Origin of the sequence: Pseudomonas sp. NFPP07, from assembly GCF_900115645.1 — a bacterium.
Classification (GTDB): domain Bacteria; phylum Pseudomonadota; class Gammaproteobacteria; order Pseudomonadales; family Pseudomonadaceae; genus Aquipseudomonas; species Aquipseudomonas chlororaphis.
Genome location: NZ_FOXG01000002.1, coordinates 333,991 through 353,823, shown reverse-complemented (window position 1 = coordinate 353,823; position 19,833 = coordinate 333,991). Strand labels below are relative to the sequence as shown.

Sequence of the window (19,833 nt, the reverse complement as noted above, 5' to 3'; positions counted from 1 at the left end):
CCATTCACGGTGATGACGCAGCGGACGCTATCGCGAGCAATCGAGCGTCGACCGGCTGCTCCTACAGGGGATCGGGTGGGTTCAGAGGGTACCGAAGACTTTTTTCGCCAGGCTGGTGGCTGCCGCCGCCGGGTTCTCGCGAATGGTCGCTTCCTGTTTGCCGATCATCTCGAACAGGCCGTTGAGCGCCTGTTCGGTCACGTAGCTTTCGATATTCGCATTCTTCGCATCCAGCACGCCGAAGGTGGCGGCCTGGCCGGCGAAGGCGTTGTACTGCTTGGCCAGGCCCACCTGGTCGGTGGCCTGTTTGACGATCGGCAGGAACTTCACGCGGATCTGTTCGCGGCTGGTCTTGCTCAGGTACTGGGTGGCGGAATCCTTGCCACCGCTGAGAATGCCTTTGGCGTCTTCCACGCTCATCTTCTTCACGGCATCCACCAGCAGCGCCTGGGCCTGCGGCACGGCGGCTTCGGCGGCCTTGTTCATGCTGGTCTCGAGTTCCTCGACCTGGGCGCCCATGCCGAACTGCTTCATTTTCTTCGCCACTTTGCCGAGGTTGCCCGGCAGTTCGATGCGCACGTCCGGGTTGTTGCTGAAACCGCCGGCGGTGCCCAGTTGTTTGACCGCGACCTGGGCTCCCTGGGTCAGGGCGTCCTTGAGGCCGCCGGTGGCGTCTTGCTGCGACAGGTCGCCGAGGGACAGCGCCAGGGCACTGGCACAGATCAGCAGGCCGGCGCACAGGCTGGTGAAGCGAAGGGAAGAACGGAGCATGGCAGCTTCCTTGTTCGAGAAAAGGGATTAGCGAACCGCGTCGACGCGGATTTTCAGCGGTTGCGGATCGCTGCCGTCGAGTTTCACCCCGTTGTGCTCGGTGGTGACGAACAGCAGTTTGCCAGCCACTTCGATCCGCGCGCTGACCGAATAACGGTGCCCGGGTTTGACCTGGGCCGGGTCGTAGCTGAGGTGGAAGGGCAGCGGCACCTGGCCTTTGACCGGGCCCTTCTGTTCGGCCAGCAGCACCGCGGGGGCGTCGGCCAGCGACACGTCCTGCAGGCTGACGCTCAGGGTGGCGGCTGGCGGCAGGGCGATGCGTTGCAGGTAGAAGACTTCGCCATCGAGGCTGGCTTTGCTGGCAGGTTGCATGCTGTTACAGGCCCCGAGCAGGGTGGCAAGGGCGAGCAGGGTGAGCTTTTTCATGATGGATCTCCGTATCGAGGGGCGCCAGAAACCGCCTGGCGCCGATAAGAATCTAGTCGTTTTGCTGCGGTGCGGCGACCTGCTCGGCGGCGTCTTCGCTGCGATGCAGGGCCACCTGGCGGATCGACAGGCGAATCTCCGCCGGCAGCACGCGCTTGGCCGCGCCCTCGGCCAGTTCGCCGAGCAGTTCGTGGTAGCTCAGCTTGCCGGCCTCGTCGCGGCGCAGCACGTCCTGCTCCAGCAAGGTCTGGATGAAGTGGCGGAACAGGCTCTTGTCGAAGAACTCCGGGGCATTCAGGCCATGCAGGATCGACAGGCGCTGGGCCATGACCGTGCACAGGTCTTCCAGCTCTTCGGCGCTGATGCTGCGCTGGCCGCTGTTGAGCAGCAGCGAGATGGCCATGTAGAAGCGCTGCAGGGTCTGGGCGATGCTCTTGGAGAGCAGGGTCAGCAGCACGAAATGCCGCGAACTCGGGGCCGGACGCAGGTACAGCTCCTTCTCGAAGCGCAGCAGGCCTTGCTCGACGAAGGCCTCCAGCCATTGGTCGATCACCCCGTCCAGCTCGTCCAGGGACCAACGGATGAACAGCTCCGACTGCAGGTAGGGGTACAGCGCCCGGGTGTAGCGCAGGATCTGTTCGCGGCTCATGCGCGACGAGCTCTGGAAGAAGCTCGCCAGCAACGCCGGCAGGGCAAAGATGTGCAGCACGTTGTTGCGGTAATAGGTCATCAGGACGGCATTCTGCTCGTCCAGGTAGAGGATCTTGCCCAGGGCATCGCTCTGCTCGGACAGCAGGTCCATGTCCTTCACGTGCTCGATCAAGGCTCGGCCATCGCCTTCCGGCAAGGTGGTATGGGGCGAGTAGGGAACCTTGCGCAGCAGCGCCAGGTACAGGTCCAGGACCCGGGCCATGGCGCGGTCGTCGAGGGCCAGGCGGCTGGTGGACAGCAGCGCCAGGGCCACCAGGTTGACCGGATTGATCGCCGCCGCCTCGTTCAGGTGCTGGGCGACTTTTTCACCCAGGCGGTTGGTGGTTTCGTTGAGCCAGGCCGGCTTGAACTGCGGGCCCAGCTCCTGGGCGCGCCAGCCCGGCTGTTCCTGGTCGAGGAACTCGGCCAGCTTGATCGGCTCGCCGAAGTTCACCGCCACCTGGCCGAAACGCTGCTTGAGGGCGCCGATGACCTTGAAGATGTCGAAGATCGACTCTTTCTTCTTGCTTGCGCCGCGCAGTTCGCCCAGGTAGGTGCGGCCTTCCAGCACGCGCTCGTAACCGATGTACACCGGGACGAAGACGATCGGCATGCGCGAGGAGCGCAGGAAGCTGCGCAGGGTGATGGCCAGCATCCCGGTTTTCGGTTGCAGCATGCGCCCGGTGCGCGAGCGCCCGCCCTCGACGAAGTACTCCACGGGGAAACCCTTGGTGAACAGGGTGTGCAGGTATTCGTTGAACACCGAGGTGTAGAGCGGATTGCCCTTGAAGGTGCGGCGCATGAAGAACGCTCCACCCCTGCGCAGCAGGCTGCCGATCACCGGCATGTTCAGGTTGATCCCGGCGGCGATGTGCGGCGGGGTCAGGCCGTTGCGGAACAGCAGGTAGGACAGCAGCAGGTAGTCGATGTGGCTGCGGTGGCAGGGCACGTAGATCACTTCGTGGCCCGGGGCGACTTTCTGCACGCTTTCGATGTGGTTGACCTTGATCCCGTCGTAGATCTTGTTCCAGAACCAGCTCAGCACCACTTCGAGGAAGCGGATCGCGGTGAAGGTGTAGTCCGAGGCGATCTCGTTGCCATAACGCAGGGCCACGGCCTTGGCCTTTTCCGGGGAGATCTTTTCCCGTTCGGCTTCGTCGAGGATCGCCTGCCTGACCAGCGGCTGGTTCAGCAGGCCCTTGACCAGGTTGCGGCGGTGGGAAATGTCCGGGCCGATCACCGCGGCCTTCAGGTTGCGAAAGTGCACCCGCAGGATGCGCTGGGCCATGCGCACGGTGCGCTCGTGGCCCTTGTTGTGCTCGATCAGTTCGCGCAGGTGGATCGGCGCGGAGAATTGCACCCGGGTCTTGCGGCCCAGGATCATGATGCTCAGCAGCCGGCGCAGACGCCCGGTGACTGCCCAGCTGTCGGCGAACAGCAGTTTCCACGGGCTCGATTCGCTGTCGGGCGACTGGCCCCAGAACACGCTGACCGGAATGATCTGCGCGTCTTCGGTGGCATTCTGGCTCAGGGCGCTGACCAGGCGGGTCAGGGTCGGTGGCGCGCCGCGTTTGTCCTGGCGGCCGAGCCAGTCTGGGGCCGGGGTCAGGTAGAAGAATGCGGCGGGTTCCAGCAGGTTACCCACCGAGACCGGCAGCACCGGGCGCGGCAACCCGGCCTTGGTGCACTCGGTATCGACCACGGCAAGGTCGGTGAGCGAAGGGTTTTGCAGGACGTAGAACACCGGACGACTGCGGTCGAGGTTGAGGGTGAAGGACGACTGGTTGATCGTCTCCGAGCGAACCCAGAGGTACAACAGTCGGCGCAAGGTGCCAAACACAAGACGGCGGAACGGGGAGCGGGTCATACGGCTTCTGCTTTAGTGGAAAAAACCGAGCAGTTGCTCGGGGCGGCTAGTGTGCCGGATTCACCGAAAATCGGCAAAAAAGCGGCAAACAAGATTGAGTTGAGAGTTTTTCTGCCTGTCATATACTCGCCCGACTGACGCCTGGGCATGCGGGGCCCATCAATAGAAACCCAGGTCCAGGCGAAAGTTCTCACGGCTTCGTTTCAGTAAGCCGACTGATAATAAAAAGACGGAGGATGGATTGATGGCAACTCGCGAGACCGGCAGCGTGAAGTGGTTCAACGACGCCAAGGGCTACGGCTTCATTCAGCGTGAAGGTGGTGCCGATGTATTTGTCCACTACCGTGCTATTCGTGGTGAAGGCCACCGCTCGCTGACCGAAGGGCAGCAGGTTGAATACGCCGTGGTAGAGGGGCAGAAGGGTTTGCAGGCAGAGGATGTAGTCGGCTTGTAAGCGCTGTGCCTTGTAGGAGCGAGGCGTGCTCGCGATAACGCTATCGCGGGCAAGCCTCGCTCCTACAGTAATCAGAGTCAGGCGGTACGCCAGGTAATCTCTTCTTCCCCGTCGGCGCTGATGCGAATCCAGCGGTCGGCCGATTCCTCACCTTCTTCCTCGACCCAGCTGCCCGGTGCGCAGCGCACTTCGACGTTCAGCGCGGCGAAGGCGGCGCGGGCGCAGGCGATGTCGTCGTCCCACGGCGTCTGGTCGCTTTCCAGGTACAGGCTGTTCCATTTGCCCACGGCTTTCGGCAGCCAGGTCACTGGCACGCTGCCCGCCTTGCATTTGTAGGTCTGGCCTTTCTGCACCCAGTCGCTGCACGGGCCCAGGGCCGCGCCGAGCCAGGCGGCGATGGCCTTGTGGTCGACGTCGGCGTCTTTCAGGTAAATCTCGATATCCGGTTGGCGCATGGATGTCCTCACTGCGGGTCTGAAAAATCCATTCGCGGATTTATTCGGCCTCGAGTCGCTGCTCGAGGCCGTGGATTAATGGGTTATTGCAGCACGAAGTAATCGTAGCGCATCGACACGCTGACCTCGAAGGGTTCGGCCTGCTCGATCACGCTGGCGCGGCGTTCGGCACTGGCGCGCCAGCCGTGGGGCGTCATGGCCAGCAGGTTGGCGCGATCCTGCGGATTGCTCAGCGTCAGCTTGAAGTCCAGGGTTTCACTGTGTTGCAGCGCCATGCCCGCGGGCACCAGCGCCAGGTGTTTGTCGTCGGTGTATTCGCGGACCTCGTCGTACAGGCGTTCGCGCAATTCCATCAGGTGGCCGCTGGTCGGCCCGACCTTCATCAGGCCGCCGCCAGGGCTGAGCAGGCGCTTGGCTTCCTGCCAGTCCAGCGGGCTGAAGACACTGGCGAGAAACTGGCAACTGGCGTCGGCCAGGGGCACCCGGGCCATGCTGGCGATCAACCAGGTCAGCTGCGGGGCACGGCGACAGGCGCGCTTGACCGCTTCCCGGGAGATGTCCAGGGCATAGCCGTCCGCCTGGGGCAGGGCTTCGGCGATCTGAGCGGTGTAGTAACCCTCGCCGCAACCGATATCGACCCAGCGCTGCGGGGCGCGCTCGGCGGCCAGTTCGGCCAGGCGCCTGGCCACCGGGGCGTAATGACCGGCATTGAGAAAGTCGCGGCGGGCTTCGACCATGGCCTGGTTGTCGCCCGGGTCGCGGCTGTTCTTGTGCTGCACCGGCAGCAGGTTCAGGTAACCCTGGCGGGCGCGGTCGAAGCGGTGCCCGGCCGGGCACACGACACCGTTGTCGACGGCGCTCAGGGGCGCCGCGCAGATAGGGCAGGCAAGCATCAGGCGAGCAACTTGATCAGGGTCTGGTAGTAGATTTCGGTCAGTACGTCGAGGTCGCTGGCCAGCACGCGCTCGTTGACCTGGTGGATGGTGGCGTTGACCGGGCCCAGCTCGACCACCTGGGTGCCGAGGGTGGCGATGAAGCGCCCGTCGGAGGTGCCGCCGCTGGTGGAGGCCTTGGTCTCGCGGCCGGTGACGTCCTTGATACTGGCCGACACCGCGTCGAGCAGGGCGCCCGGCTCGGTGAGGAACGGCAGGCCCGACAGCGCCCACTCCACATGCCAGTCCAGGCCGTGCTTGTCGAGGATGGTGGCCACGCGCTGTTGCAGGCCTTCGACCGTGGATTCGGTGGAGAAGCGGAAGTTGAACACCGCCACCAGCTCGCCGGGGATCACGTTGGTCGCGCCGGTACCGGAATTCAGGTTGGAAATCTGGAAGCTGGTGGGCGGGAAGAAGGCATTGCCATCGTCCCAATGTTCCGCGGCCAGTTCGGCCAGGGCCGCTGCGGCCAGGTGGATCGGGTTCCTGGCCAGGTGCGGGTAGGCCACGTGGCCCTGCACGCCGCGCACCGTGAGTTTGGCGCCGAGGGAGCCGCGACGGCCGTTCTTGACCACGTCACCGACCAGGCTGGTGCTCGACGGCTCGCCGACGATGCACCAGTCCAGGCGCTCCTTGCGCGCCGCCAGGCGCTCGACCACCGCCTTGGTGCCGTGGTGGGCCGGGCCTTCTTCGTCGCTGGTGATCAGGAAAGCCACCGAGCCTTTGTGCTCCGGGTAGTCGGCGACAAAACGCTCGGCCGCCACCAGCATCGCCGCGAGGCTGCCTTTCATGTCCGCCGCGCCGCGCCCGCAAAGCATGCCGTGCTCGTCGATCAACGCGTCGAACGGGTCGTTCTGCCAGGCCTGGACCGGGCCGGTGGGCACCACGTCGGTATGGCCGGCGAAACACAGCACCGGGCCTTCGTGCTTGCCATGGCTGGCCCAGAAGTTATCCACATCCTCGATGCGCATCGGCTCCAGCTTGAAGCCAGCATCGCCCAGGCGCTGCATCATCAGCTTCTGGCAGTCGGCGTCAACCGGCGTCACCGACGGGCGGCGGATCAGGTCACAGGCGAGTTGCAGGGTCGGCGAAAGGTCGGCGTGGGCCGTCATGGGGAAACTCCGGTGCAAGGCGTTATGTGTAGGCGCGAGGCTTGCCCGCGATGGAAAACCTGAGGTGTCTCAGGCAAACCGCGTCGTGGCTATCGCGGGCAAGCCTCGCGCCTACGGTAATGGGGCAAGGCGCGCAAAATGGCGGATATCTTAAAGCAAAACGGCGGCCAGAGGCCGCCGTTTAGTGCTTTGCCGCGATTTATGCGGCTGCCACCGGCGCGCTTTCGGCAAGCGGTTTTGGCAGCGACGACAGGAAGGCCATGACCAGTGCCGCCACATACGGCAGCGACTGCACCAGCAGCATGGTCACCCAGAAGCGCATGTCGTTGCTCGGCAGGCCGCCCTGCACCAGGTAGATGCCCAGCGCCGCGCCCCACAACAGCAGCATGATGAACAGCTCTTCCCGGGCTTCCGAGATCGCCACCCAGAAGCCGTGGTTGTCGGCGTTCTTCGGTGTGCGGAAGAACGGAATGCTGCTGGTGAAGAAGCCGTACAGCACCGCTTTGGCGATGGTGTGGGACAACGCCAGGCCCGCCACGGCCGCGCAGAACGCGTCCTTGAGGTTGACCCCGACCGCCCGGCGGTAGAGGAAGATGATCTTGCCGACCTTGAACACGAACAGCGCCAGGGGCGGGATCGCGAAGATCAGCAACGGCGGATCGACGCGCTGCGGCACGATGATCATCGCCGCCGACCAGAGCAGGGCGCCGAGGGTGAAGAAGATGTTCATGCCGTCCGCCACCCACGGCAGCCAGCCCGCGAGGAAGTGGTAGCGCTGGCCACGGGTCAGCTCGGTGTCCTTGCCGCGCAGCAGGCTGGCGGTATGGCGCTTGATGATCTGGATCGCCCCATAGGCCCAGCGGAAACGCTGTTTCTTGAAGTCGATGAAGGTATCCGGCATCAGGCCCTTGCCGTAGCTGGTGTGGTAATACGCCGCCGACAGGCCTTTCTCGAACACCCGCAGGCCCAGCTCGGCGTCTTCGCAGATGCACCAGTCGGCCCAGCCCAGTTCTTCCAGGACCGAACGGCGGGTCATGGTCATGGTGCCGTGCTGGATGATCGCGTCACGGTCGTTGCGGGTGACCATGCCGATATGGAAGAAGCCCTTGTATTCCGCGTAGCAGAGCTTCTTGAAGGTGCTTTCGTTCTGGTCGCGGTAATCCTGCGGCGATTGCACCACGGCGATTTTCGGGTCGGCGAAGTGCGGCACCATGTGCTTGAGCCAGTTGCGATCGACGCAGTAGTCCGAGTCGATCACCGCGATCACTTCGGCGTCCTTGGCGGTGTGCGGGATCAGGTAGTTCAGCGCGCCGCCCTTGAAACCGGCCAGCGGTGCGACGTGGAAGAACTTGAAGCGCGGGCCGAGGGTTTCGCAATAGGCCTGCACCGGCTCCCAGACCGCCGGATCCTTGGTGTTGTTGTCGATGATCAGGACTTCGAAGTCCGGGTAATCGAGGTTGGCCAGGGCATTGAGGGTCTGTTTGACCATTTCCGGCGGCTCGTTGTAGCACGGCACATGGATCGAGACTTTCGGCCGGTAGTTGGAGTCGCCTTCGACCGGCAGGAACTCGCGCCGGCGCTTGTGCACCCAGACCGCCTCGGCCAGTTCATGGGCCTCGGTGAGCAATACGATGAACACCCCGAGCGCACCCAGGGCGAGCAGGAAGCCCACCGTCAGGCTGAACCAGGTGCTGTATTGCTGGCTGTAGTCGTAGCCGATCCACACCAGCACCGAGCCGCAGAGGAAGGCGATGAAGGTCAGGAAGGTCCGCCCGCGCTGGCGCAGGGCCGAGCCGTCGATCATCAGCAGGGTCAGGGACAGCAGCGCCAGGACCACCGAGCCGATGGCCAGCACGCGCCATTGCGGGATCGCCACCACCGGGCCTTCGAAGTTGAATTTCTGCTGGCGCGCGGCGTTGAACACGCCCCAGTAGGCGCCTACCGAGCCTTCGTCGCTGGCCTTCCACGGCTGGTCGAAGGCTTCGATCACGAAGTAGTTGTAGCCCTGGCGATTGAGCTTGTTGACCAGGTTACGCAGGTAGATCGCCTGGTCCGCCGGGCTGGCGTCGGCGCCGCCACGCATGCGGCCGTTGCTCGGCCAGCCCACCTCGGACAGCAGCAGCGGTTTTTTCGGGAACATTTGTTTCAGGTCGCGGGCGCGGTCGAGGACGAACTGCCCGGCCTTGTCCATCGGGATGGACTCCCAGTAGGGCAGGACGTGGGCGGCGATCAGGTCGGTGTGCTGGGCCAGTTCCGGGTGTTCTTTCCAGACGTGCCACTGCTCGGAAGTGGTGACCGGCACCTTGACCGCGGCCCGCACGCGATCGAGCAGGACGCTCAACTGGTCGGCGGTGATTTCCTTGCGGAAGATCGCTTCGTTACCGACCACCACGCGCACCACACTGCGCGAGTTGTTGGCGATGTCGATGGCGCGGGTGATTTCACGCTCGTTGCGCTCCAGGTCCGGGCTGATCCAGATCCCGAGGGTCACGCGCAGGCCGAACTCTTCCGCCAGCTTGGGGATGTTCTCCAGCGTGCCGTCGACCGAGTAGGTCCGAATGTTGTCGGTCAGCTTGCTCATGATCTCCAGGTCGCGACGCATTTCGTCGTCGGTCGGGAACTGGTCTTTCTGCGGGAACTGGCCCAGCTGGAAAGGCGAGTAGGAAAAGCCGGAGATTTGTGCAGGCCAATTGGGGGCGGAAACCGGGCGGTTGACCAGTGCCCAGAAGCCGGTGAACAGGGCGGCGATTGCCAGAACCACCACCAGGTTGAGTCCAAATTTACGCGATGACATAGCTATTTCGGGTTCCAAAGGGTGTGGAACGGGGGAACGGTCGGCATGCGCCAAGCGGCGCGCATCCTACACTGGCCTTCGGCTGAGCGTACAGCGCACAGGGGAAAGCCGCAGGTTGGGCAATTCAACTTGATTTAAGTTCTCGGCGACGAAATTTTCAGATTGTTCCCTCATTAAAGCAGCCCCGACTGCCATTCATAGGGCAAAGATGCTCTTGGCGGGCATCGGCCCTATAATGCGCGCCGGTTTTTGGGGTAATGGTCATGAGTACAGAAGATCCGCGGTTTGCTGGCGTCGCCCGGTTGTATGGCATCGAGGGGCTGGAACGCTTGCGCGCCGCCCATGTGGCGATCGTCGGGGTCGGCGGGGTCGGCTCCTGGGCGGCGGAAGCCATAGCCCGTTGCGGCGTGGGCGAGATCTCGCTGTTCGACCTGGACGACGTCTGCGTCAGCAACAGCAATCGGCAGTTGCATGCCCTGGACAGCACGGTTGGCAAGGCCAAGGTCGAGGTCATGGCCGAGCGCCTGCGCGGGATCAATCCGGCCTGCACCGTGCATGCGGTGGCGGACTTCGTCACCCGCGAGACCATGGCCGAATACATCACGCCGAACATCGACTGCGTGATCGACTGCATCGACAGCGTCAACGCCAAGGCGGCGCTGATCGCCTGGTGCAAGCGGCGCAAGATCCAGATCATCACCACCGGCGGCGCGGGCGGGCAGATCGACCCGACACTGATCCAGGTCTGCGACCTGAACCGCACCTTCAACGACCCGCTGGCCTCGAAAGTGCGCTCGACCCTGCGGCGCGACTATGGGTTTTCCCGCACCGTGACCCGTCACTACAGCGTGCCTTGCGTGTTTTCCACCGAGCAGCTGCGCTACCCGAAACCGGACGGCAGCATCTGCCTGCAGAAGAGCTTTGTCGGCGATGGTGTGAAGCTCGACTGCGCCGGCGGTTTTGGCGCGGTGATGATGGTCACCGCGACCTTCGGCATGGTTGCGGCGACCAAGGCGGTGGACAAGCTGGTGGCTGGTGTGCGGCGCCCGGCGGACAGAGTCAAACCCATCTGACGCAATAGATTCCTGTAGCCGCTGCCGCAGGCTGCGATAAGGCCCGAAGGGGCTTCCGGGGGCCTCAAGAGCACGTCTCCTGCGGAGCCGATCGCAGCCTGCGGCAGCGGCTACAGAGATTCGGGTCGGGTAGATCGCGATTGGATCAGTAGTTGCCAGCCAGCTCGCGCATCCGCTGCAATACCGCGTTCAACCCATTGCTGCGCGACGGCGACAGCTGGCGCGACAGGCCCAGTTGATTGAACCAGTCCGGCAAGTCCACCCGTTGCAGTTCCTCGGCGGACAAGCCGTTGACCCGCGCCAGCAACAGGGCCACCAGGCCACGGATCAGGCGTGCATCGCTGCTGGCGGCGAACTGCCAGTGACCGTCCTGCAAGGTGCCCACCAGCCAGACCTGGCTTTCACAACCATGCACCCGATTGGCCTCGACCTTGTCGGCGTCGCTCAGCGGCGCCAGGCGTTCGCCCCATTGCATCAGCAAGCGCGCGCGCTGTTCCCAGCCGGGAGCGCCCTGAAAGCTGTCGAGGGCCGCCAGGGCCTCGGCGGGCAGGCTCATCGCAACAGCTCCAGCGCCTGATCGAGGGCCTCGAAGAAGCGCTCCAGGTCCTCGGAGTCGTTGTACAGCGCCAGGGATACGCGGATCGCCCCGGCCAGGCCGAAGCTTTTCAGCAGCGGCATGGCGCAGTGATGCCCGGCACGCACGGCGATGCCCTGTTCGGTCAGCAGGTGAGCCAGGTCGGCGTTGTGCACGCCATCGACCACGAAGCTGACCAGTGCCAGCTGCGGCTTGCCCAACAGGCGCAGGCCTTTGCGGGCCAGCAGGCCGTGCAGCAGGTAGTCGTGCAGCGCGGCTTCATGGGCGCTGACGGCGTTCTGGTCGAGACCGCTGAGGTAGTCCAGGGTCGCGCCCAGGCCAATCACGCTGGCGATCGGCGGCGTACCGGCTTCGAAACCCAGCGGGGCGGGGCGGAAGCTGGCGTGCTGGTATTCGGCCTGCTGGACCATCTCGCCACCAAACTGCCAGTGACGCAGGCCTTGCAGCGCCTCGGTGCGCCCGTACAGCACGCCGACGCCGTCCGGGCCGTAGAGCTTGTGGCTGGAGAACACATAGAAATCGCAGCCCAGCGCCTGCACATCGTGGCGGCCGTGGACCACGCCCTGGGCGCCGTCGACCACGGTCAGGGCGGCGTGCGCCTTGGCCAGGGCCAGCAACTGCGGCAGGGGCTGCCAGGCACCGAGCACGTTGGACAGCTGGCTGACGGCCAGCAGCCGGGTGCGCGGGCCGATCAGGCGTGCTGCGGCGTCGAGATCGATCAGGCCGTCGTCGTCCAGCGGCAGAACCACCAGGTTGAGGCCGCGACGGTGTGCCAGTTGCTGCCAGGGCAGCAGGTTGGCGTGATGCTCCAGGGCGCTGATGACGATTTCGTCGCCCGGGTTGAATTGGTGTTCCAGGCCATAGGCCAGGAGGTTCAGCGCGGAGGTCGCGCCGTGGGTAAAGATGATCTGCCCGCTGTCACCGCTGTTCAGCCACTGCGCCACCTTGTGCCGGCTGTTCTCGAACGCCTGGGTGGCGTGAGCGCCAGGCAGGTGCTGCGCGCGATGCACATTGGCCGCGCCATTGGCGTAGTAGTGCGCCAGGGCGTCCAGCAGGGCTTGGGGTTTTTGCGTGGTGGCGGCGTTGTCCAGGTAGGTCTGGTCCTGCCGTTGCAGGGCGGCGATGGCCGGGAAGTCGGCACGCCAGGGAGAAGGAATCATCATGCTATCGGGCCCTGGTGAACATGGGCGGGTATACGCCGGACCTGTAACCGGTAGGAGCGAGGCTGCCCGCCAAGGGGCTCTCGAGGCAGCCCAAAGTTTCGCGGGCCAGCCTCGCTCCTGCAGGTAGAGGTGCGTGACGCTTAGTTGTGAGCGTGCAGCGCTGCGTTCAGTTCGATGGCCGATTTGTGGGTCTTGCACTCCACGGCACCGGTTTCCGAATTGCGACGGAACAGCAGGTCAGGCTGGCCGGCCAGCTCGCGGGCCTTGACCACCTTGACCAGTTGGTTGTTCTCGTCCAGCAGCGCCACCTTGGTCCCGGCGGTCACATACAGGCCCGACTCCACGGTGTTGCGGTCGCCCAGCGGGATACCGATACCGGCGTTGGCGCCGATCAGGCAGCCTTCGCCGACCTTGATCACGATATTGCCGCCGCCCGACAGGGTGCCCATGGTCGAGCAACCGCCGCCCAGGTCCGAACCCTTGCCGACGAACACGCCAGCGGACACCCGGCCTTCGATCATGCCCGGGCCTTCGGTGCCGGCGTTGAAGTTGACGAAACCTTCGTGCATCACGGTGGTGCCTTCGCCCACATAGGCGCCCAGGCGGATACGCGCGGCGTCAGCGATACGCACGCCAGCCGGTACCACGTAGTCGGTCATTTTCGGGAACTTGTCCACCGAGAACACTTCCAGCAGCTCGCCACGCAGGCGGGCTTCCAGTTGACGCTCGGCCAGTTCGCCGAGGTCGACCGCGCCCTGGTTGGTCCAGGCCACGTTCGGCAGCAGCGGGAAGATCCCGGCCAGGTTCAGGCCGTGCGGCTTGACCAGGCGGTGGGACAGCAGGTGCAGCTTCAGGTAGGCCTCCGGGGTGGAGGTCAACTGGGTGTCTTCGGCCAGCAGGGTGGCGACCAGCGGCTTGTGGCTCTCGGCCAGGCGGGTCAGCAGCGCGGCCTGGGTGGCGTCGATGCTTTTCAGGGCGTCGGCCAGCTCTGCGGCCTGGGCGGTGGTGAAGGTGATGGCCTGGTTGCCTTCGCTGTAACCCAGCACCGGGGCGATGGCGGCAACGATTTCCGCGGACGGCTTGAGCAGGGGCGCGGCGTAAAACACTTCCAGCCACGCGCCTTGACGGTTTTGAGTGCCGACACCAAAGGCCAGGCTGAACAGGGTAGTGGACATGCTGTTACCTCTTACAAAATTGAGCGGGCAGGCGTTATTTGATTTCTGCCGCGTAGATATCGGGCTTGAAGCCAATCAGGGTTCGGTCGCCGAGATCGAGCACCGGGCGCTTGATCATCGAAGGTTGCGCGAGCATCAGTTCGATCGCTTTCGCCTGGTCGAGATCGGCTTTGCGTTCGTCGTCGAGTTTGCGAAAGGTCGTGCCCGCACGGTTCAGCACCACCTGCCAACCGTGCTCGTTGCACCACTGGACCAGGTGTTCGCGGTCGATTCCGGCCGCTTTGTAGTCATGGAAGTCATAGCTGACAGCGTGTTCATCGAGCCAGGTGCGCGCCTTTTTCATGGTGTCGCAGGCTTTGATGCCGAAAAGGTGCAACGTTTTGCTTGAAGCGGTCAAGGAATTGCCCCCTTTTGAGATGCTGGAGTTAAAGGTCACGGATTATGCCATGCCCGCGCCGGTTCGGCGTCGGCGAAGGCCCGGCTTTGTAGCTTTGTGTGACAGCGGCATGGGCCGCTTGCGACTTTTGTGCAGCGGCGAGGCCCCAGCTTAAGCGGCTAATATGGCACTTCGACGGTAACCTGTTGCCTGAAGTCCGCTGCTGATCGATTGGGAAAACCGCTTTATGCAAACCGCCTATACCGTCCTTATCCTGCTGATGCTGGTGAGTCTCTCGCGCTTGGTCGGACGGGTGATTCCGTTGCCGTTGCCGCTGCTGCAGATCGCCGCCGGAGCCTTGCTGGCCTGGCCCACCCTGGGGCTGCACGTGGCCCTGGACCCGGAATTGTTTCTGTTCCTGTTCCTGCCGCCGCTGCTGTTCTCCGATGGCTGGCGCATGCCCAAGCGTGAGCTGTGGCGCCTGCGCGGGCCGATTCTGACCCTGGCCGTGGGCCTGGTGCTGTTCACCGTGGTGGGGGCCGGTTATTTCATTCACTGGTTGCTGCCGACCATTCCCTTGCCGGTGGCCTTCGCCCTGGCGGCGGTGTTGTCGCCGACCGACGCCGTGGCGGTCTCGGCGATTTCCCAGAACCGCCTGCCGACGCCCTTGATGCACATGCTGCAGGGCGAGGCGCTGATGAACGACGCCTCCGGCCTGGTGACCTTCAAGTTCGCCCTGGCGGCGGCCGTGACCGGGGTGTTTTCCCTGGCCAATGCCAGCCTGACTTTTGTCCTGGTGGCCGTCGGCGGCCTGGCGGTCGGCGTGGCCCTGAGCTGGCTGGTGGGGCGCTTGCGGGCCTGGATGATCGCCCGCGGCTGGGACGACCCGGCGACCCATGTGGTGTTCATGCTGTTGCTGCCGTTCGCCGCCTACGTGCTGGCCGAGCGCCTGGGAGCCTCGGGCATCCTCTCGGCAGTGGCGGCGGGGATGATGCAGAGCTGGCTCGATCTGTTGCCCCGGCAGACCAGCACCCGCTTGCTCAACCGCAGTGTCTGGTCGTTGCTGGAGTTTGCCTTCAACGGCCTGATCTTTCTGCTGTTGGGCCTGCAACTGCCGGACATCATCAAGGCCGTGGTCAGCCACGAAACCACCTTGTGGCCGACCCTGTTCTATCGCTGCCTGGATGTGGGAGCGATCTTCCTGGTATTGCTGGTGCTGCGGTTCATCTGGGTGCAAAGCATCTGGCGCCTGTCCGGCCTGTTGCGGCGCTGGCGCGGCAAGGGGGAGCTGACCCTGGTGCCGACCGCGCGCTCCTGCTGGTTGCTGACGGTGGGCGGGGTACGCGGGGCGGTGACCCTGGCGGGCGTCATGTCGGTGCCGCTGTTGCTGGGCGCGGGCGAGGCTTTTCCCGAGCGCGACCTGCTGATCTTCATTGCCGCCGGGGTGATCCTGTTGTCGCTGGTGGCCGCCTGTATCGCCTTGCCGCTATTGCTGCGGGGCATCCAGAAGAGTCCTGACGAGAAGCGGCATGCCGAAGTGCGTGACGCCTGGCGCAAAACCGCCGAGGCGGCAATCCATGCCCTGGAGGTCGAGGAAGTGGCCGATGGGGCCAACTCGCCGGATGCGGCCCAGGCGGCGCTGGCCACCGAGCTCAAGGGGCGGCTGATGTCGGAATATCGCCATCAACTGGAGGTGTTCAACGATTCCGCCGAAGCCCAGGCGCTGGCGTTTCAGATGGATTTGCTGGAGCGCAAGTTGCGTTTGAAGGCGCTGCGGGCGCAGCGGCTGGAGTTGTATCGGTTGAGCCGCCAGCACCAGATCGGCGACGACGTGCTACGCGAGATATTGGGCGAGCTGGACCTCAGCGAGGCCAATCTGGGGCAGGTGAAATAGCACCTGTCTCCTGTAGGAGCGAGGCGTGCCCAAGATGAACGATAACGCAGTGTTTCAGCTGTACGGTGTCATCTCTATCGCGGGCAAGCCTCGCTCCTGCAGGGGCGTGAGTTACTTACGGCGCTGAACGAAATCGCGGATCCGCTCGGCCGCCTCCACGCATTCGGCCAATGGCGCCACCAGGGCCATGCGCACCCGACCGGCTCCCGGGTTGCTGCCGTCGACGTCGCGTGACAGGTAGGAACCCGGCACCACGGTCACATGTTCCTGTTCGTACAGGTCGCGGCAGAACGCCGTGTCGTCGCCCGCCACGTTCGGCCACAGGTAGAAGCTGCCGTCCGGGCGCTGCACGTCGAGTACCGGCGCCAGGATCTCCAGCACCGCATCGAACTTCTCGCGATACAGCGCGCGGTTGGCGCGCACATGCACTTCGTCGTTCCAGGCGGCGATGCTGGCCAGCTGGGTCTGAACCGGCATGGCGCAGCCGTGGTAGGTGCGGTACAGCAGAAAGCCCTTGAGGATCTCCGCGTCGCCGGCGACGAAACCGGAGCGCAGGCCCGGCAGGTTGGAGCGCTTGGACAGGCTGTGGAACACCACGCAACGCTTGAAGTCCTGGCGTCCCAGTTCGGCGCAGGCAGTGAGCAGGCCGGGAGGCGGGGTCTGTTCGTCGAAGTACAGCTCGCTGTAGCACTCGTCGGCGGCAATCACGAAATCGTACTGGTCGGCCAGGGCGATGAGTTTCTTCAGGGTTTCGATCGGGATCAGCGCGCCGGTCGGGTTGCCCGGCGAGCACAGGAACAGGATCTGGCAACGCTGCCAGATCTCGGCCGGTACCGCGTCGAAATCCGGATTGAAGCCGTTTTCATCCAGGCACGGCAGGTAGTGCGGCTTGGCGCCGGCGAGGAAGGCCGCGCCTTCGTAGATCTGATAGAAGGGGTTCGGGCTGACCACCAGTGCGTCGTCGCCACGGTTGACCACGGTCTGGGTGAAGGCGAACAGCGCCTCGCGGGTGCCGTTGACCGGCAACACGTTGCGTGCCGGGTCGATCCAGCCGTCGGGCACGCCAAAACGCCGCTCGCACCAGCTGGCGATGGCTTCGCGCAGGGCTGGAAGCCCCAGGGTCGTCGGATACACGGCCATCTGGTCGAGGTTATTGGCCAGGGCCTCGGCGACAAAGCTTGGCGAGCGGTGCTTGGGTTCGCCGATGGACAGCGCGATAGGGCGCTTGGCGGGGTTGGGCTGGACGCCGCCGAGCAGGGCGCGGAGTTTCTCGAACGGGTAGGGCTGCAGCTGGTTCAGAGCGTTGTTCATCGGTGCGGTGTCTCACTCAAAGCGGGTCGTGGCGCGTGGTCAGAAGTTCAGGCGCGTCAAGGCGGTAGGCGGTTCGTGGCTGACGCTCAGCTGTTCGACGATGGCGTCCTGCAGTCGGCTGCACAGCTGGGGATCGGACAGTTGCTGGTTGTGCGCGTCGGTAATGAAGAATACGTCTTCCACGCGCTCGCCCAGGGTGGCGATCTTGGCGTTTTGCAGCGACAGGTCGAACTCCAGGAAGATCTTGCCGATGCGCGCCAGCAGGCCGGGGCGATCGGGAGCGCTCAGTTCGAGCACGGTGACCGGGCGCTGGGCATCGTTGTGGATAGTCACTTGCGGCGGGAAGGCGAAGTGCTTGAGCTGACGCGGTACTCGACGCTGGATGATGGTCGGGTAGTCGTCAGGATTGCGCAGGGCCTCGGTAAGGCCGTCGCGGATCTGTTTGACGCGTTGCGGGTTGTTGCCGATCGAGCCGCCGTCGTTGTCGAGCACGATATAGGTGTCGAGGGTGAACTGGCTGCTCGAGGTGATGATCCGGGCGTCATGGATGTTCAGGTTCAACTGGTCCATCGCGGCCACGGTCACAGCGAAGAAATCGTGCTGGTCCGGGGCGTAGATGAAGATCTGCGTGCCACCCTCGAATTCGCGCTGGGTGGTTTCCTTGATCAGCACCAGCGGGCCGCCGTCGGCCGGCTGCTGGAGGATCGCATCGCTGTGCCAGGCCACATCGCCGGCGGTGTGGCGCAGGAAGTAGTCGTCGCCCAGTTGCGCCCAGAGCTGCTCGACGTCGTCCGGGTCGGTGCCGGCGCGGACCAGGATGTCCAGGGCCGCGCTTTGCGTCTGGCGGATCTGCTCTTCGCGGTCCACCGGGTTTTCCAGGCCGCGGCGCAGGGCGCGCTTGGTCTCGGTGTAGAGCTGGCGCAACAGGCTGGCGCGCCATGAGTTCCACAGCGTCGGGTTGGTCGCGTTGATGTCGGAAACCGTCAGCACGTAGAGATAGTCCAGGCGGGTCTGGTCGACCACGACCTGGGCGAAATCATGGATGACCTGCGGGTCGGACAGGTCCTTGCGCTGGGCGGTGGTCGACATCACCAGATGGTTCTGCACCAGCCAGACGATCAGGCGCGTGTCCCACAGCGGCAACTGGTGGCGGATGCAGAAGGCTTCCGCGTCCACGGCGCCGATATCCGAGTGGTCACCGTGCCGGCCCTTGCCAATGTCATGGTAGAGCCCGGCGAGGTAGATCAGTTCGGGCTTGGGCAGCTTGGCCATGAGCTTGCTGGCCAGCGGGAATTTCTCCGAAACCTGGGTGTACTGCAGTTTGCGCAGGTGTTTGATCAGGTTCAGGGTGTGGGCGTCGACCGTATAGATGTGGAACAGGTCATGCTGCATCTGCCCGACGATATGGCCGAACTCCGGCAGATAACGCCCGAGAATGCCGTAGCGATTCATCCGCCGCAGGTTGCGGTGGATGCCGATCTCGCACTTGAACAGCTCGATGAACAGGCTGGTATTGCGAATGTCGTGGCGGAAATCGTCGTCGATCAGGTGGCGATTTTCGCGCAGCAGGCGAATGGTGTCGGCGCGTACGCCCTTGATCTCCGGGTGCTGGGCCATGAGCACGAAGATTTCCAGCATGGCGAACGGCGTACGGCGGAACACGTTGGCGTTGATCGCCTCGATGTAGCCGTCGTGCAACTGGAAGCGCGAGTTGATCGGCTGCGGCGGCGCTTCGTCTTCCGGGGCGAGGATGACTTCCTCGAAATGCTGGATGATCAGGTCGCTGAGCTGGGCGATGCTCATCACCACCCGGTAGTACTGTTGCATGAAGCTTTCGATGGCCTGCTTGGCATCGTTGCCCTCGAACCCCAGCAGCTTGGCGATCGAGCGCTGGTGATCGAACAGTAGGCGGTCTTCGGCACGCCCGGCGAGCATGTGCAGGGCGTAGCGGACTTTCCACAGGAACTCCTGGGACGAGGCCAGCAGCGCGTTCTCGCTTTCCACCAGGAAACCTTCGCCGGCCAGGGCCCGCAGGTTCAGCGTGCCGTACTGGCGACGGGCGACCCAGAGGATGGTCTGGATGTCCCGCAGGCCGCCGGGCGAGCCTTTGACGTTGGGTTCCAGGTTGTATTCGGTATCGTTGTACTTGTGGTGCCGGGCTTTCTGTTCGGCGCGCTTGGCCAGGAAGAAGTCCTTGCTCGGCCACATGTGCGCCGTGCTGGTGACGTCGAGCATGCGCTGGCGCAGGCGTTCGGGGCCGCAGATGGTGCGGCTTTCCATCAGGTTGGTAACCACCGTCAGGTCGGCGCGGGCCTCTTCGGCGCATTCTTCCACCGAGCGCACGCTTTGCCCGACTTCCAGGCCGATGTCCCAGAGCAGGGTCAGGAAGCGTTCGATGGAGTCGCGGAAAATCTCGTGGTCGGCGCTGTCCAGCAGGATCAGCAGGTCGATGTCCGAGTAGGGGTGCAGCTCGCCGCGACCGTAGCCACCGACCGCCACCAGGGCGATGTCGGCGTCGTCGCTCCAGTCGAACTGGTCCCAGGCCTTTTGCAGGATGTTATCGACGAACCAGGCGCGGTCCTCGATGAGCCGGCGGATATCCCGTCCGCTGCGAAAGCGCTCGTCGAGCACTTCACGTGCCTGACGAATGGCTTTCTTGAAGGCAGCGATAGGGCTTGCCTTCAGGGCCAGTTCCGCCTGGAACTGGCCGCGGTCGAACAATTCGGGATCCACCTGCGGCATCGA

The 19,833-nt window shown here is 64.3% G+C and carries 16 protein-coding genes; 3 read left to right on the top strand and 13 right to left on the bottom strand.

Annotated elements, in window-relative coordinates:
- Positions 1 to 81: 81 nt before the first annotated feature.
- From BM019_RS06670 to plsB, 3 genes are read right to left on the bottom strand one after another with little or no spacing between them, the layout of a single operon-like run.
- On the bottom strand, positions 82 to 771 hold the full coding sequence (locus BM019_RS06670; RefSeq protein WP_053259785.1) for a DUF4197 domain-containing protein: 690 nt from the start codon (positions 769 to 771) through the stop codon (positions 82 to 84).
- Between the two features lie 27 nt (positions 772 to 798).
- Positions 799 to 1,197 carry a YbaY family lipoprotein gene (locus BM019_RS06665; RefSeq protein WP_007927926.1) on the bottom strand — a complete coding sequence of 133 codons (399 nt, stop codon included), beginning with the start codon at positions 1,195 to 1,197 and terminating at the stop codon, positions 799 to 801.
- Between the two features lie 52 nt (positions 1,198 to 1,249).
- The gene (plsB, locus tag BM019_RS06660) at positions 1,250 to 3,754 is read right to left on the bottom strand and encodes a glycerol-3-phosphate 1-O-acyltransferase PlsB (protein WP_092417880.1); all 2,505 of its coding nucleotides are present in this window, start codon (positions 3,752 to 3,754) and stop codon (positions 1,250 to 1,252) included.
- A gap of 244 nt (positions 3,755 to 3,998) precedes the next feature.
- On the opposite strand from plsB, the gene BM019_RS06655 reads away from it, so the two are divergent.
- Positions 3,999 to 4,208: a cold-shock protein gene (locus BM019_RS06655; protein WP_007927922.1), complete on the top strand. Its 210-nt coding sequence runs from the start codon at positions 3,999 to 4,001 to the stop codon at positions 4,206 to 4,208.
- Between the two features lie 77 nt (positions 4,209 to 4,285).
- On the opposite strand, the gene BM019_RS06650 is transcribed toward BM019_RS06655, so the two are convergent.
- The 4 genes from BM019_RS06650 to BM019_RS06635 form a co-directional block, all read right to left on the bottom strand.
- The gene (locus tag BM019_RS06650) at positions 4,286 to 4,663 is read right to left on the bottom strand and encodes a hypothetical protein (protein WP_007927921.1); all 378 of its coding nucleotides are present in this window, start codon (positions 4,661 to 4,663) and stop codon (positions 4,286 to 4,288) included.
- An 83-nt stretch (positions 4,664 to 4,746) separates the two neighbouring features.
- The gene (locus BM019_RS06645; RefSeq protein WP_007927919.1) at positions 4,747 to 5,556 is read right to left on the bottom strand and encodes a putative RNA methyltransferase; all 810 of its coding nucleotides are present in this window, start codon (positions 5,554 to 5,556) and stop codon (positions 4,747 to 4,749) included.
- Complete coding sequence (gene dapE / locus BM019_RS06640; protein ID WP_092417879.1) at positions 5,556 to 6,707, bottom strand: succinyl-diaminopimelate desuccinylase; 1,152 nt, start codon at positions 6,705 to 6,707, stop codon at positions 5,556 to 5,558. The genes BM019_RS06645 and dapE overlap by 1 nt, the downstream gene beginning before the upstream one ends.
- Positions 6,708 to 6,906: 199 nt before the next feature.
- Positions 6,907 to 9,501 (bottom strand): glycosyltransferase, encoded by a 2,595-nt coding sequence (locus tag BM019_RS06635; protein ID WP_092417878.1) that lies wholly within the window; start codon positions 9,499 to 9,501, stop codon positions 6,907 to 6,909.
- Between the two features lie 263 nt (positions 9,502 to 9,764).
- Here BM019_RS06635 and tcdA point away from each other — a divergent pair, with 263 nt between their 5' ends.
- Positions 9,765 to 10,574, top strand: a complete 810-nt coding sequence (gene tcdA, locus BM019_RS06630) for a tRNA cyclic N6-threonylcarbamoyladenosine(37) synthase TcdA (protein ID WP_009042375.1) — start codon at positions 9,765 to 9,767, stop codon at positions 10,572 to 10,574.
- Positions 10,575 to 10,719: 145 nt separating this feature from the next.
- On the opposite strand, the gene BM019_RS06625 is transcribed toward tcdA, so the two are convergent.
- From BM019_RS06625 to BM019_RS06610, 4 genes are all read right to left on the bottom strand, one after another.
- Positions 10,720 to 11,130 carry a SufE family protein gene (locus BM019_RS06625; RefSeq protein ID WP_007924086.1) on the bottom strand — a complete coding sequence of 137 codons (411 nt, stop codon included), beginning with the start codon at positions 11,128 to 11,130 and terminating at the stop codon, positions 10,720 to 10,722.
- Positions 11,127 to 12,332, bottom strand: a complete 1,206-nt coding sequence (locus tag BM019_RS06620; RefSeq protein ID WP_092417877.1) for an aminotransferase class V-fold PLP-dependent enzyme — start codon at positions 12,330 to 12,332, stop codon at positions 11,127 to 11,129. Before BM019_RS06620 ends, BM019_RS06625 begins: the two co-directional genes overlap by 4 nt.
- Before the next feature lie 140 nt (positions 12,333 to 12,472).
- Complete coding sequence (dapD, locus tag BM019_RS06615) at positions 12,473 to 13,507, bottom strand: 2,3,4,5-tetrahydropyridine-2,6-dicarboxylate N-succinyltransferase (protein ID WP_085529943.1); 1,035 nt, start codon at positions 13,505 to 13,507, stop codon at positions 12,473 to 12,475.
- Positions 13,508 to 13,541: 34 nt separating this feature from the next.
- Complete coding sequence (locus tag BM019_RS06610; RefSeq protein ID WP_009042378.1) at positions 13,542 to 13,904, bottom strand: ArsC family reductase; 363 nt, start codon at positions 13,902 to 13,904, stop codon at positions 13,542 to 13,544.
- A 226-nt stretch (positions 13,905 to 14,130) separates the two neighbouring features.
- Here BM019_RS06610 and BM019_RS06605 point away from each other — a divergent pair, with 226 nt between their 5' ends.
- Positions 14,131 to 15,777, top strand: a complete 1,647-nt coding sequence (locus BM019_RS06605) for a Na+/H+ antiporter (RefSeq protein WP_092417876.1) — start codon at positions 14,131 to 14,133, stop codon at positions 15,775 to 15,777.
- A 111-nt stretch (positions 15,778 to 15,888) separates the two neighbouring features.
- Here the strand turns inward: BM019_RS06605 and dapC are convergent, their stop codons facing one another.
- Positions 15,889 to 17,088: a succinyldiaminopimelate transaminase gene (gene dapC, locus BM019_RS06600; RefSeq protein ID WP_009042380.1), complete on the bottom strand. Its 1,200-nt coding sequence runs from the start codon at positions 17,086 to 17,088 to the stop codon at positions 15,889 to 15,891.
- 39 nt (positions 17,089 to 17,127) lie between these two features.
- The gene (locus BM019_RS06595; protein ID WP_053259793.1) at positions 17,128 to 19,830 is read right to left on the bottom strand and encodes a [protein-PII] uridylyltransferase; all 2,703 of its coding nucleotides are present in this window, start codon (positions 19,828 to 19,830) and stop codon (positions 17,128 to 17,130) included.
- Positions 19,831 to 19,833 lie beyond the last annotated feature (3 nt).

Excerpts from the sequence above, each read along its gene's own strand:
- BM019_RS06670 (WP_053259785.1), bottom strand. The coding sequence starts at position 771 with ATGCTCCGTTCTTCCCTTCGCTTCACCAGCCTGTGCGCCGGCCTGCTG.
- BM019_RS06665 (WP_007927926.1), bottom strand. The coding sequence starts at position 1,197 with ATGAAAAAGCTCACCCTGCTCGCCCTTGCCACCCTGCTCGGGGCCTGT.
- plsB (WP_092417880.1), bottom strand. The coding sequence starts at position 3,754 with ATGACCCGCTCCCCGTTCCGCCGTCTTGTGTTTGGCACCTTGCGCCGA.
- BM019_RS06655 (WP_007927922.1), top strand. The coding sequence starts at position 3,999 with ATGGCAACTCGCGAGACCGGCAGCGTGAAGTGGTTCAACGACGCCAAG.
- BM019_RS06650 (WP_007927921.1), bottom strand. The coding sequence starts at position 4,663 with ATGCGCCAACCGGATATCGAGATTTACCTGAAAGACGCCGACGTCGAC.
- BM019_RS06645 (WP_007927919.1), bottom strand. The coding sequence starts at position 5,556 with ATGCTTGCCTGCCCTATCTGCGCGGCGCCCCTGAGCGCCGTCGACAAC.
- dapE (WP_092417879.1), bottom strand. The coding sequence starts at position 6,707 with ATGACGGCCCACGCCGACCTTTCGCCGACCCTGCAACTCGCCTGTGAC.
- BM019_RS06635 (WP_092417878.1), bottom strand. The coding sequence starts at position 9,501 with ATGTCATCGCGTAAATTTGGACTCAACCTGGTGGTGGTTCTGGCAATC.
- tcdA (WP_009042375.1), top strand. The coding sequence starts at position 9,765 with ATGAGTACAGAAGATCCGCGGTTTGCTGGCGTCGCCCGGTTGTATGGC.
- BM019_RS06625 (WP_007924086.1), bottom strand. The coding sequence starts at position 11,130 with ATGAGCCTGCCCGCCGAGGCCCTGGCGGCCCTCGACAGCTTTCAGGGC.
- BM019_RS06620 (WP_092417877.1), bottom strand. The coding sequence starts at position 12,332 with ATGATGATTCCTTCTCCCTGGCGTGCCGACTTCCCGGCCATCGCCGCC.
- dapD (WP_085529943.1), bottom strand. The coding sequence starts at position 13,507 with ATGTCCACTACCCTGTTCAGCCTGGCCTTTGGTGTCGGCACTCAAAAC.
- BM019_RS06605 (WP_092417876.1), top strand. The coding sequence starts at position 14,131 with ATGCAAACCGCCTATACCGTCCTTATCCTGCTGATGCTGGTGAGTCTC.
- dapC (WP_009042380.1), bottom strand. The coding sequence starts at position 17,088 with ATGAACAACGCTCTGAACCAGCTGCAGCCCTACCCGTTCGAGAAACTC.
- BM019_RS06595 (WP_053259793.1), bottom strand. The coding sequence starts at position 19,830 with ATGCCGCAGGTGGATCCCGAATTGTTCGACCGCGGCCAGTTCCAGGCG.